This is a genomic window from Paenibacillus sp. USHLN196, assembly GCF_037144955.1.
Classification (GTDB): Bacteria; Bacillota; Bacilli; order Paenibacillales; family Paenibacillaceae; genus Paenibacillus; species Paenibacillus xylanexedens_C.
In genome coordinates this window covers 121,088-135,012 of record NZ_JBBCYH010000001.1, presented here as the reverse complement: position 1 = coordinate 135,012, position 13,925 = coordinate 121,088, and the positions used below count along the sequence as shown (strand labels likewise).

The following is a 13,925-nucleotide window of genomic DNA, read 5'->3' as shown; positions in this document are numbered from 1 at the left end:
TCAGTATACTGAACATAAAGGATTAATACACAGGAGGAATGACGATGCACTATCAAGCTATTCAATTAAATGAGGAATTTTCGAAATTAAACGATCTTTGGTCTCCCAAACTCATTGGTGAAATGAATGACTATCAATTTAAGATCGTTAAGATTGCTGGAGATTTTGAGTGGCATGTTCATGAGGAGACCGACAAGTTATTTTTTGTGCTCGAAGGGGAAATGATAATTGATTTTCGTGATGGGCAAGTGAGGATTTCCAAGGGCGAGATGTATATTGTCCCCAAGGGAGTCGAGATCAAGCCTTCCGCTGAAAAGGAATGTCATATCATGTTAATGGAGCCTGGAAGCGAAGTAAACATTGGCGGGACTAAGGTCGAATAAGCATCAGTTATTGGAACCAGGATGTCAATTTGCAATATCAGAGTCAGAGAGCCGATAACCGCGTAATAGGGTTATCGGCTCTGCGTCTATACGGCTAGCTCTTTGACATGCATTAATCAGCAATCTCTCGGTTATGTCACTTGTTGCTGGTCTTCCTGATCAATTCCACACCATCGTATGCCAGAATTTCCACACTTGCTGTCTTCTGCAGTATGTAATGATCAAAAAAGTTCTTCGCATAGTCTGTAATAAGATTTCGCATCTCCATAGCATCCCGTTCGCCTCTGTGTTCCTCATTAACACTGGTAAACACGATGTCACAGTAATCCAAATGTGCAACACGATCAACTGAGTAATAATAGGTTTCCATGCTATTGTTAGCGCCAATAATCGCATTCATATTATAGTTAGGTTCACAAAATAGGAGTAAGAAGGGTTTCTTAAGATCGCTGTCAAGAAGGCCAAACGCTCCGCTATCCAAGCCAATCCCGCAGGCGAACCGGTCGTCATCCCGGCAAACCATCGCCGTGGTAGGCCCTCCATAAGAATGTCCGACTATACCCATGCCGATGTCAAGCAACAGTCTGCCCTTAAAGATGGAATTCAGCTCTCCCGAGTCCAGTTTGTAAAGATAATCGGCTACATACCTTACATCTTCTGCCTGTGATTCACTATACTCTGTTAACTTGGAAAGGATCGGTAGTGCAAGCACCTTACGGCACATCTCAATGGCAGTTTCATCGTCAGGACGCATCTCCATCTTACCAGCCAACGCCAGCATCTCCGGATTTTCACCAAACGCTGTAATGACATCCGAAAAATCCTTGGATACATTAAACAGGCGTCCATCTTTACGCTTATACATCGTGCTATTCTGATGGCCGATGCTTACCACAACATACCCCATGCTTGCCAAGTCTGTACAGAGCACTGTACCCCATTCTGGAGAACCGCCCCCGCCGCAAACATAGAATAACACTGGATAGCGCTTTTGCTTCCCGGAGAGAGCAAGGTCGTCGTAACACTGGGTCTTGATATCTATAGAAAAAACATCCTTCAACGCAGTGACAAGTGGCTGCTCATTAAACATCTCGTAGACTTCAGGAAACATGTACGTTGATGTAGTCTTACCTTCGCTACTGTCGGACGGATAGTACACAAAAGCGGTCAGTTCTCTTTTGGAGTCATCTGATGCCGTGTACTCAAAATCCATCTGGGTTCGACCGACAGTATAGGCGCCAATTGGTTCTGGAAATACGTCATAGGTTTTCATTTTCTTTCCCCCTTGAGATCGCTAACCACTTCAGAATATTTATGATCTTCAAGCAGCCCATGGCCCATAAATTCAGCAAAGTACTTGCTGATCTTATGTTGCAGCTTAGAGTCCTTAATATCGAATTCTCTAAAAAACAAGATTAAATTAAGCTGCATTGACTCAAACATAAAAGAAATCAGGTCGTCGTCAACATCCGGTCGGAGATATCCATCAACCCTCATTCGGCGTAAAATGTCCTTGATCATGGGGAATGACTCGCCCTTTAACACATTCACATATACTTTCAGCAAAATGTCCTCAGGAATATATGAAAATGTTTTAGTGAGTTTGATTTCCAACTCATTCAGTGGCTCGGTCACCATGCCATTAACGTTACCAAATAAGCCAGTAAGGAAATAGCTGTAAAGGGAATCTTCATTACTGTTACTGAAGTATGCAGCTCTTTTCTGGGTCACATTACGTATTAAGTGACAATACAGGTCATCTTTGTCTTCAAAATACCGATAAAATGTTCCGGGGTGCATGGACAAACTATCCAAAACCATCTTCATAGTTATATCCTCGTAGAGATTATCAACAAAAAGATGCATAGCGTTATTAGATATTTCCTCGCGCCTTGCTTCATCTAAACGAAAGAAAGTATTTTTTGGCATAGATTACTCCTTAATGTATAGTGTGAACTGATTCACACTATACTGATAATATATTCACAAGTCAAGTCGTATTAAAAGGTTAATATGATTATAAAAAATTAAAACCAGTGTATATAACATTATCCCTTCTACGAGATGAGTGAATGGAGTTGTTTGGTTTTTTACGCAAGAGTTGCTACAGTTTTATAAAATTTAGATTACAAAAAGATATTCTAACTACTTTTGATTGTGAAAAAATTTGGGAAGAAATATGCAAGAGCCGCTGATCACTCTAATCAGCGGCTCTTTGAGATGTTTGTATTATTATTCAGTTGGTCAGGGGATGTAATTCATGAATATCGGATCAGATATCTATTCAACGAGGAAACACTTCAATCACCTTACCACTTCCATCTTCGATAATACGTATACTGTTGTCATCGATGAGTTGAATGGTACTATCTGAATTCAAAATTTCATGCTGCCTCGTTACCCCGTGAGCAATAGATTTGCGAATCAGACCTTTGTTTTTGAATACCAACGTGTAAAGATCGTAGTCTTCCGTTTTTCGATTAGTGTGTTCAATGATGACAATAAGTAGATTTTGGGTACTCCTCTTGAAATTTATCTTGAGATCATGAGTATTTATATTAATGTCCTTTATACCTAACGGAATTGAACTCTTTTGTCCAGTAGAAGCATTCGTAATCTCAAGATCTCCTTTTGCAGCGCGAATGACATAGGTGTAACCCATGTTGCTACCATAAAAAGTATCGGTATAATTGCTCAGCCCAGTCACGGTTATCTTATTCGTCTTCGTATCTCGATGAGTCACTTCCCCGCCCATAGCAGATGCAAGAAATCTAATGGGTACATAAAGGTGACTAATATACCGCACAGGTTCGCTGCCCATATCTACTTTTTGACCATCCACTTCGGCAATGCTGCTTCCCAAGTGCACAACAATATGCTTCTGACTGTTCTTCAGTACGGCCGTATTATCATCTTCCATCCCCCACACTAGGCCTGCCTTAATACCCAGTGAGAAAAAACTTCCGTAAGTGACTCCATCCTTGATTAACGTCTCAACATGGTTAATACGACCGTCTGCCCACTGAATTTCCAAATCAACGTATTTGGATGCTGCTTCAGATTTTTGAGCCCCCAATGGTAATAACACCGACATCACTAATGCAACGACTACTACTTTTTTCAAATGCTTCATTTTCACAGTGACTCACCCACTTCATGTAATTTTTGATCTTACAATAGTAACGTTAGATTCCAATAAAAGTTTGATCAGCTTTAGACAGGAATTTGGCCCCTGATAACAAAAAAAGCCGCTAAAATAGCGACTTTTAATGGTACTATGTTTTTGTTCTTGGCTTCATTACAACCCGAGATCATCAGCGAGTCCTTCAACACCTGTGAAGATGGAATCCCCGTAACCCCAGAAGTTGTTGAAATCAATAATGTAGATTTTCTTGTTTTTAACTGCGTTAATGTTCTGTACCTGCTTGTTGGCTAGTAGCTTTTCAATCGTCTGTTCAGGATCAATGCCACCAGCATACCTCGAAATAATCATCGCATCCGGATTAATCTCGATTAACTTCTCCAGACTTAGTGTGCCGGTTTCATTAATCAGCATATTATGCATATTGATTAATGACATTGCACTTTCAATAAACGTATCACCATTTCCGTTGTAAATGCCAATCGTTCCATCACCATTATCCGAAAAAGATGCATAGTTGATGGTTTCAGCGCTAGCTCGGGCCGACAAGGCATTCTCGCGTGCTTTAAGCGTCTCAATATATGCCGCTGCATTGGCTTGCACGTTGAATATTTCACCTAATTCAGTAATATCCTGATACAGACTATCTAACGATGCATCAGGAACACTGGTGCTTTGTACGTACGTTTTAATCCCCATATCATTCAAGCTGCTTACTGTACCAACACCCCAATCCGCATCCTCAAACAATCCACCACGCCCTACAACCAAGTCAGGCGAAGCGCCTATTGTCACTTCCTTACCTACATAGCCTTCAGCCAGCACAGGGATTTTTTTGAATTCATCAGCAATATCGTCAGGTACACTACCAAACAACGCAGCTACACCTACAAGCTTGTCTGTCAAACCAAGGCGAATCATCAGCTCGGCTGCACCTTGGGTATTGGCAACTACTCGTTCAGGTGCCTTGTCAAACGTTTGATCCTTCTTCACCCATGTGCCGTTCTCTGTTGTATAATTTGAAACGGTTACCGGGTAAGTGGTTTCAGCAGGTGCTGAAGCGTCTGCGTCGGTTTGTTCCCCATTTGTAGCTGCATTCGTGGCACTGCTCTCCGCAGCTTGCTGTGAGCTGCCATTTGCATCTTCGCTGCCACCATTGTTACTTGAACACGCTGCGAGCACCAGAATCATTGCAGTAATCAAACAAAGAAACATCCCTTTTTTAACGGATACCAACATGTAAATAATCTCTCCCTTTTGAATTCTCTCTTGTCTTCTTGACCCATATGTAAAATAACTATTGTCAGTATACAGTAAATGTCGAAGTGTGTAAATGAGAACAATAATCAATATCATTCATCTGATAAATAAAAAGAAACCAAGTTCATGTCCTTTGTTTAGGATCGAACTTGGTTTTTCTTTTACTTAACTATTCATTTCGTGCCTGATTAACCTTGGCGATAAGTTCATTAATAATTTCATCAGGTGAACGCTCGTTCATCCATTGTTGACCGAACATTTGGAATACTTTGATCATCGGGAAATCTGCCCAGAATCCCACAAACTCCTCGTTAAGATATACCTTGTCCGTAACGTGCTCGTTCATTTCATTCAGGCAATGCTCCAATTCCTTTTTCGCTGCAGGATCACTCATCCACTCACTGAGCAGACTGAATTTGTGGAACGTGATTTCTTCCTTACCAAAGTCACAATGCAGACGTTCCGTAATTCGAAGATCTTTGGACGAGCTGCCAAGTGAAATTTGGAAAAACCCGGTCTCTGCCACCCAACGGTTATACTTGGTGTTGTAATATGAGAAATCTCTCTCTTCCAGTTCAAAAGTAACCTTGCGTTTTTCACCCGGCTCCAGTTCAACTTTGGCAAAAGCTTTCAATTCTTTCTCTGGACGGGTCCATGTGCACTCTTCATCGTGAACATACAATTGAACAACTTCTTTCCCCTTGCGCTTTCCGGTATTTTTCAATTGGAAGGACACCGTAACACCGGTATGGGTCTGAGCCACTTTCAGATCCGTATACGAAAATGATGTGTAAGACAATCCGTGTCCAAACGGGAATTGAGGTGCCAGTTCTTTCCGGTCATAATATCGATAACCCACGAACAGGCCTTCGCGATAATACAGCTTGCCGTTCTCTCCGCGAATTCGCATATGTGAAGGGTTGTCCGACAGTTTAACGGGGAATGTCTCAGACAGCTTGCCCGATGGATTCGTTTGTCCGAATAATACATCTGCAATCACTTTACCCATGCCTTGACCCGATAACCAAGAATGAATTACACCAGGTACATGCTGTACCCATGGACGCATCGCCAGTGCGGAACCGCTGCTCGTCACGACAATGCACTTGGGCTGAACCGCGGCTACCGCGAGAATCAATTTCACTTGATGCTCGGGAAGGTCAATCCCATTCAAATCATGCATCTCCGATTCCGCATATTCCGGTTGGCCTACAAACAGTACAGCAACATCGGAATTCATGGCTAATGAGACGCTTTCCTTAATAAGCTCATCATTGATGGAGTCATCCTCCGGGTACCCTTCTGCATAATTCATGGTCATGGCATCGCCAGCCAGATTCTTAATCTCGTTCCATGGAATATCGACTCTTGTAGGCGTTACCTTCGCACTGCCTGCACCCTGAATTCTAGGCTTCTTGGCAAACCGTCCAATCACGGCAATGGACGCCACCGATTCCTGCTTCAGGGGAAGAATCGCGTTCTCATTTTTCAGAAGAACAATACTTTCGGCAGCCGCTTTACGAGCAAGTGCATGGTGATCCGCATCTTCAGAAGAACCCGCATCTTTCTTGCCCGTTACCCGCTCAACCAGCTTCAAAATCCGGCCCACGCTTTGATCCAACTGTTCTTCGGAGAGGCTTCCGCTCTGAACCGCTTCAATGATCGCTTTGGTATTGTAATTGGCGGGACCCGGCATCTCCAGATCAAGCCCGGCCTTCAGTCCGCGTATCCGATCATTGACAGCTGTCCAGTCGGATAGAACTACACCTTCATAGCCCCACTCTTCTCTCAAAATGTCATGCAGCAAATGTTCGTTCTCACTCGTATATGTTCCATTCAATAAATTATAGGAACACATGACCGTCCATGGGTCGGATTTCTTAATAATCCGTTCAAAGGCGCTCAGGTAAATTTCGCGAAGCGTCCGCTCGTCGATTTCCGAACTGGTCACCATTTTCTCGAACTCCTGGTTGTTGCCTGCAAAGTGTTTGACAGAAGCGCCCACGCCTTCGCTTTGGATCCCGTTTATAAACGCCGCACCAAGTTCCCCCGTCAAGTATGGGTCTTCCGAATAGTATTCGAAGTTTCTTCCGCCGAGCGGCGTTCTTTTCATATTGACACCGGGTCCAAGCAGCAGCTCGACGTCCATGGTTTTCGATTCCTGTCCCAGTGCCACACCAACCTCATGCAACAATTCCGTATTCCACGAAGAACCGATGGCTGAGCCCGTAGGGTAACAGGTGGCGGGTACATTTTCCGTTGTGATGCCCATTTCTTCGTCACTGTTCGTTTTACGAATGCCATTAGTCCCGTCGTACATATGAACTGGCGGAATGTTTAACCGCTCAATTCCTTTCGTCATCCACATGTTTAATCCCGCGCAGAGTGAAGCTTTCTCGGCCAGAGTCAATGCCGACAACAATTCATTGATTGATTTATCCATAGTACTCACCCTTCTGATATCAATTTTGTTCCTGTTCTTTCTTCAGTTCCTGTGCATCATATAGTTTGAAAAACGGAAACCAAACAATAAATACAATCACCAGGACGACCGCCAGCAAGATAAGCCCATTGAATCCGGACATAATGTAGGTGGACAAGCCGATCGGTGTATACCATAGCTGGAAGATCTGGCTCGGGATCCGTACCCAACCCCAGTCGAGAGCCAAGTACACAATCACCGGCGTGATAAGTGCGTTAATCCACATCGGCACCATGAGTAATGGATTAAAGGCAATCGGTGCTCCGTACACGACAGGTTCATTAATGTTGAACAAGGACGGGATAATAGTCGCCTTGCCGACAGATTTCAGTTTTTTCGAACGTGCCATCAGGAACCAAACAACTAACGGCAAGGTCGCTCCCATTCCTCCAATACCCAACCATCCGGAGAAAAAGGTTTCAAACGTGTTGATATTGACGGGATCTTGTCCCGCTGCCACAAGAGCTGCATTTTCTTCGATTGCAGGTATCCAGATCGCGTACCAGATCGGTGTCATGACCCACGGGCTTACGCCGAAAGAATACAGTACAACACCAATGAAATTGAACAATAAAAATCCGGTTAAACTTTGCCCTACGGCATTGATCGGCTCAAATACGTTCACGATCAGTCCAAAAATATCAAAATGAAGCTGGTATACAAGCAACCATCCTGTTGTTAATACCAGGGCGATCGGGACGAGAAAATCGAACCAGTCCATGATGAATTCGGGAAGTGAAGACCCCTTTTTGAAGAACGAAAATTTGTTGCACATGATCATTACAAGAGCGACAAATACACCTACCAGGAGTGCTGTAATCATCCCCGAGGGTCCAAATCGTTCAAGGATGAACTGGATGGTACCGTCTTCGTTTACCGTCGGGTTAAGCAGCATCACGAACAGAGATATCCCTGTCATTCCAGCCAGCAGCTTGATTTTATGTCGTTCTCTTTTTTCCATCACCACATAAGGCGTCAGAAAAGCAATAAACAACCCCAGCAAACCGAAACTGAATGTCGTGATGGGTGTCAGGTCAGGCATCCCCGGGATGAAATCCTGCAAAATCGAAATCAATGTAATAATCGAACCGATGAAAATCATCGGAATGGCGACCATGATGGCTTCTTGTATCGAAGCAACCCAAATATTGTTCGTAAACGCCTCCAATCTTGGCGCAAACGAATCTGTCATCCATTTCATGAAACGCTTCATCCAAAACTCCCCCTGTCTTCCTCTAAGTTGCCACAACCATAGTATATCGATTTGTGTTAACGCTTTCTTGTTGAAACTTGCCGCATCATGGTTCGTTTTTTGCCCAATCCATCGCTACAGTTCTAGCTTGCCTGCCTGAACAAGAAATAAACAACAAAAAACATCCCTTCAATACTGAAAGGATGTCTTAAGAGCACTTTTTTTAATATTGTCTATCCAAAATGAGCAGCATTACCCCATGCGGTGGAAGCAAAATCTCTCTGCGCCAACTTTCATCTCTTACCATCTCTGTCCCCATCACGGGTCCACTCCTGCCGTTTAGATAGGCGATTTCTTCTTCCGTCAAGGAATATGGCGATCCCATGCGGGTCCACTCATCAAATACCGATCCATGCTCCCGATCCAGTTGATAACTGGTGCATTTATAAGGTCCCTCGAGATTGCTCAGGGTAAGTTCATAAGCTTTGCTGCCTTTTTCCTCAAATACGTCATAGCGGGTTGAGCTGGATAATTCCGACCAATCGCCACTTGCAAACAGCCGGTCTACGTGAACATAGTGATAGAACAAAAATTGCATGCTTCCATCCCTTTTTCGGGTTCCGACATAACCGTCTCCCTTGACCAGCAGCTCATCCCCAAGCTTTTGCATAAGCTCAAATGCATAATAGCTGGGTTTCTTTAGCCCATCGCGGTTAATCAGGCCAAAACCTCCGTAGAAAGGAGAAGCGGGAACGATACTTTCTTCGAATACATCGGTAAAGGACCAGAAAGCCATCGCTTTCACGTCACCGAGTGTGTTCATGGTGTGGTAAATGACAAACGGAGCCATGAACATGGTATCGTGCAGCAAATTCCGATCATACAGCGAAAAGTTCCACTCGGTGACATGAAGTTCAACATGACCGTACGATGACGCATTCATTTTTTGCCGCATAAGCTCAATACTCTCTTTATAAAAAGCAGGGGGCATGATCTGCGTTAAACGATCATCTTCAACTTTTAGCTTGGGATACTCCGAATAGATGTGAAACGAGAAAAAGTCGAGAGCCACTTCCCGCTTGCGGCAATAGGACAAAAATTCCTCAGCCCAGGTATCATTCCAGAGAGATCCGTAACCCATAGCTGGCCCCCCCACCTTCAGTTCCGGCAAAATCGATTTGATGGCATGAACGGACGATTCGTAAAAAGCAAAGTATTCTTCCTTGCTTCCTGCCCAACAAACACCAGCCAGGTCAGGCTCGTTCCATACTTCGAAATACCACCGTCTCACTTCTTCCGCACCATAACGATTTAAACAATGGCGAACGAATTCGCCAACAAGCGCCTGCCACTTGGCAGGGTCGGATGGCGGGCTAATATTCCCCCTCCACCAAAACAGCGTTTCTTTGGATCTCGCCAGCTGGCTCGGCATAAAGCTTAATTCCACAAATGGCCGAACGCCCTGATCCAGCAGGAAATCATACAACTTGTCCACATAAGACCAGTTATAGAGGGCGATGCCCTGCTCGTTCTCGCTGTACACCATCATCTCGTCATTGAAGATACCGTGAAATCGAATATGTTGAAAAGGTACTTTCCCCTTCAGCGCGGAGAACTGCTTCCGCCAATCTTCACGCAAACCTTCAATGGCTCTCCCTGCTGTCATGGTCATATTCCAGTGCTTTTCATAGACAGACGACGTCTGATCTGCACGAATTTCAATATAAGTTTGATCTGACAGATGTGCAGACGGTACAGGGAGCGTGTCCTGATCGGCGTCAACCTTAGCATCCAGATATCGATACAGTGAGCCAATCGCATTCAACGTTTCCATCTCGTAATAATCTCCGCTTGAAGACTCCTCATACGTTTTGGGCTTGCGGTTCACATTCAACTGATGGAGTTCCGGTGTACGCGAAGCTTCCCGATAGGAACCGGGCGTACAGCCGTACTTTTCCTTGAAGTATTTGTTAAACAGCTTCACATTGGCAAATCCGCAATCCAGCGCGATCTCTGAAATATTTTTATCGTTTGCTGCCAGCTGAGCCTGAGCCTTCTCCAAGCGAATGAGCGTCAAATACTTTTGGAAAGGTATCCCGATTTTGTCGGTGAAGAAGTGGGAGAAATAATGCAAACTTAAATGTTCGGAATGCGCCATATCCTGCAGCGTAATCTTCTCATTGTAGTGTAAATCAATATATGTGAGGACCCTGTTCAGTCTTTTATAGTCATAATCCCTGCTACCGTCTTCCAATGCGGAATTTGTTCCACTGGAAAAATACCTCTGCAGGCAGCCGCATAACATCTGTAATCTGCCCATTGTGAAATTTTGATAACCCGGCGTTTTTTTGTTGATCTCCCATACCATCTGCGCAAGATATTGTTTAATACTTTGCAGGCGAGGAGCGTCCTGCTCCACATTCAAGGCAGAGTTACAGGAGATAAACGCATTATTGTTCATCAACTCGGGACCGAATTGCAATGTTAATAACACATTGTCCTGATTGGTTCGTTCAATCTTGTGGACGGACATGCTGTTAACCACAATCAAATCATCTTCGTGCAATGTATATTGCTGCTGGTCCAGATACATGATGATTGAACCATGAAGAACATATACAACTTCCACTTCCTTATGCCAATGGAAATCAATATGTTTTACCGAGTTCACGAAGAGTTTCATAGGCAGATCGTCCTGATGTTGAATAAACTCATATAAATAGCGAATTTTCTGCACCTTCCTTCATACCGATTATTATAGGCACAGCATTTTGAAGATATCAACAAGCTAGACAGTAATAACAAAAAAGCCGATCAACTAAGGTTCAATTGATCGGCTCTTCTATATAAATATTCAAACTACCTATTCAACTTGATGCACTGCTATCTTACCAACCGCGATTGGACATGCGCTCTTCTGGAGCTAATTTGGAAATTTCGATCCCTTTCATCGGGGCGCCCAAGTTTTTGGATACTTCGGCAATCAGTTTGTAATCTGTGTAATGTGTTGTAGCTTCAACGATTGCACGAGCGAATTTCTCAGGGCTATCGGATTTGAAAATACCTGATCCTACAAACACACCGTCTGCTCCCAGGTGCATCATTAATGCTGCGTCCGCCGGAGTAGCTACACCGCCTGCTGCAAAGTTAACGACAGGAAGTTTTCCATTTTCATGAACTTCGCGCAGCAGCTCATAAGCTACACCCAGATTTTTTGCTTCAGCGTACAGCTCGTCTTTGGACATGTTTTGCACTTTGCGGAGCTGGCTGTTAATTAGACGCATATGACGAACTGCCTCAACAATGTTGCCCGTTCCAGGCTCACCTTTTGTACGAATCATCGATGCACCCTCGCCAATACGGCGAAGAGCCTCTCCCAAATCTTTGGCTCCACATACAAATGGTACAGTAAACTCATGTTTATCGATATGGAACACTTCGTCTGCAGGTGTAAGAACTTCACTTTCATCGAGATAGTCCACACCTAGGGATTCAAGCACTTTGGCTTCTATGTAATGACCGATACGTGCTTTGGCCATAACCGGGATAGATACAACCTTCATAACCTCTTCAACGATAGTTGGATCTGCCATGCGAGCTACACCGCCGGCTGCGCGAATATCGGAGGGTACCCGCTCAAGAGCCATAACAGCTGTTGCCCCTGCCGCCTCAGCAATTTTAGCTTGCTCTGCATTCATAACGTCCATGATGACGCCACCTTTTTGCATCTCAGCCATTCCTCTTTTTACACGATCTGTACCTGTTTGCATGATTGTAGTCCTCCTAAGTAACTTTTGGGTGATTTTCAATAAAGGCATCGCTCTAATCTATGATTTAGTATAGAATGAGAATGGTCATATAAAAAGATCCAATATTTTTGGTTTTTATTGTACCACTTCAATGATAACTCTGGAGGTCCTATGCAATTTCATGTAGCTTACAGTTCATATTTGAACCGAAAATATACCAAGATGAAGGCTCTCTATCATGCCATCCGTGATGCAATTCATGAAGGTAATCTTATACATGGCGAGAAGTTACCCTCTACTCGAGAGTTAGCTCAGATGTATCACATTTCCAGAGGAACCGTGAATCAGGTCTATGATACATTGACTGCTCAGGGTTACATTCATTCAGAGCATGGAAGAGGAACCTTTGTTGCTTACCAGTTGGATTTGAACAATAATGCGTCCACCGAGAAAGCTTGTACGCATCACTTATCCGCCTGGGGGAATCGTATTCAGCAGTTTGAACAGCCGTCGATTCAAAGAAATGCACTAGCCAATGCTCATACACATGATTCCAGAATGAATAGCGACGAAGTGATCGACTTTAGCAAATATCAACCTGATTTCTCCAAGTTTCCTTACGATGAATGGAATAATCGATTGTATGCAGAGATAAGGCAGCGTGAGCATCACCTGAAAACAACCTCTGCCATGGTTAGTTCAACCGGGGATCCAAAATTGAGAGAAGCCATTGCTGCCTATCTTCGGAGGATGCGGGGCATTCAAGTCGATCCGGATCATATTGCAGTAACTGCAGGCTCCATGCAAGCTATAGCTTTACTCACTCAATTACTTGCAGATCCTGGGGATTATGTCGTGACAGAGAGTCCTTGTTATGTCGGGATTTCTAAAGCCATATTGGCTGCGGGTGCAAAGTTGATTGAAGCCAATCTCGATGGTCAGGGCGTTGTGCCCCAAGACTGGGAAGCACGTATGTTGTTTGTCACGCCGTCACGACAATTTCCTACTGGTGAAATGCTCAGCCTGGAACGCAGACAAACCCTGCTGGACTGGGCACAGCGAAATGATGCCATGATTGTTGAGGATGATTATGATAGTGAATTCCGATATCGCGGAATGCATGTTGAACCACTGAAAACACTCGATAAAGCAGGCCGCGTAATCTACCTGGGCAGCTTTACCAAAACCTTGCCTTTAGAAGTACGACTTGGTTATGTGGTTCTCCCCCCTACCTTGGCTGACACTTTTAGAAAGGCACAGGCATTATACGAGCCAAGACCCGTCAACCTGATCGAACAACGGGCATTAGCTGCATTCATGACAAGTGGTCAATATGAGCGTCATCTGCGCAGAATGAATCGATTATACAGTCGTAAATTCCATCTATTACTCAAACTTTTGAACAAACACCTCTCTACATGGTTTGATTGGGTGGAGAATGAAGCGGGTCTACACGTGTTTGGTTGGTGGCGAGGTAATGTGACCACTTATGAGGCCTTTCGGGAATTGGCGAGGTCACAAGGTGTGGTATACTCAGAAGTCAGCAGTTCAACGACTGTTGGTACGAAGTATGGTATCTATTTATCTTTTGCACATTTGTCAGATGAACAATTACAGGAAGGCGTATCCAGATTAAAAAATGCCGTTACAACTGCATTGTGAGGTAAATCGTCTCCAAAGTGAGTACAAAAAGATCATCATTCGGAAGAGGGGCGAT

General features: G+C 44.0%; 10 protein-coding genes. 2 read left to right on the top strand and 8 right to left on the bottom strand.

Features of this window, described 5'->3' with window-relative positions; translation table 11 throughout:
- Positions 1-44 precede the first annotated feature (44 nt).
- Positions 45-383, top strand: a complete 339-nt coding sequence (locus tag WFI24_RS00565; RefSeq protein WP_336757955.1) for a cupin domain-containing protein — start codon at positions 45-47, stop codon at positions 381-383.
- A gap of 136 nt (positions 384-519) precedes the next feature.
- Here the strand turns inward: WFI24_RS00565 and WFI24_RS00560 are convergent, their stop codons facing one another.
- From WFI24_RS00560 to pdxS, 8 genes are all read right to left on the bottom strand, one after another.
- Complete coding sequence (locus WFI24_RS00560) at positions 520-1,656, bottom strand: alpha/beta hydrolase (protein WP_336757953.1); 1,137 nt, start codon at positions 1,654-1,656, stop codon at positions 520-522.
- Positions 1,653-2,312 (bottom strand): TetR/AcrR family transcriptional regulator, encoded by a 660-nt coding sequence (locus WFI24_RS00555; RefSeq protein WP_336757951.1) that lies wholly within the window; start codon positions 2,310-2,312, stop codon positions 1,653-1,655. Before WFI24_RS00555 ends, WFI24_RS00560 begins: the two co-directional genes overlap by 4 nt.
- 355 nt (positions 2,313-2,667) lie before the next feature.
- Positions 2,668-3,516 carry a copper amine oxidase N-terminal domain-containing protein gene (locus tag WFI24_RS00550; RefSeq protein WP_336758744.1) on the bottom strand — a complete coding sequence of 283 codons (849 nt, stop codon included), beginning with the start codon at positions 3,514-3,516 and terminating at the stop codon, positions 2,668-2,670.
- 165 nt (positions 3,517-3,681) lie between these two features.
- The gene (locus tag WFI24_RS00545; protein ID WP_336757950.1) at positions 3,682-4,764 is read right to left on the bottom strand and encodes an ABC transporter substrate-binding protein; all 1,083 of its coding nucleotides are present in this window, start codon (positions 4,762-4,764) and stop codon (positions 3,682-3,684) included.
- A 190-nt stretch (positions 4,765-4,954) separates the two neighbouring features.
- A complete protein-coding gene (locus tag WFI24_RS00540) occupies positions 4,955-7,228 on the bottom strand; it encodes a beta-glucosidase family protein (RefSeq protein ID WP_336757949.1) in 2,274 nt (757 codons plus the stop codon).
- A 19-nt stretch (positions 7,229-7,247) separates the two neighbouring features.
- Positions 7,248-8,480, bottom strand: a complete 1,233-nt coding sequence (locus WFI24_RS00535) for a PTS sugar transporter subunit IIC (protein ID WP_336757948.1) — start codon at positions 8,478-8,480, stop codon at positions 7,248-7,250.
- A gap of 202 nt (positions 8,481-8,682) precedes the next feature.
- Entirely contained in the window at positions 8,683-11,142 is a 2,460-nt protein-coding gene (locus WFI24_RS00530; protein WP_336757947.1) for a GH39 family glycosyl hydrolase, read from the bottom strand.
- A gap of 205 nt (positions 11,143-11,347) precedes the next feature.
- The gene (gene pdxS / locus WFI24_RS00525; RefSeq protein ID WP_200869424.1) at positions 11,348-12,232 is read right to left on the bottom strand and encodes a pyridoxal 5'-phosphate synthase lyase subunit PdxS; all 885 of its coding nucleotides are present in this window, start codon (positions 12,230-12,232) and stop codon (positions 11,348-11,350) included.
- Positions 12,233-12,379: 147 nt separating this feature from the next.
- On the opposite strand from pdxS, the gene pdxR reads away from it, so the two are divergent.
- Positions 12,380-13,870 (top strand): MocR-like pyridoxine biosynthesis transcription factor PdxR, encoded by a 1,491-nt coding sequence (gene pdxR / locus WFI24_RS00520; protein ID WP_336757946.1) that lies wholly within the window; start codon positions 12,380-12,382, stop codon positions 13,868-13,870.
- Positions 13,871-13,925: the final 55 nt, after the last annotated feature.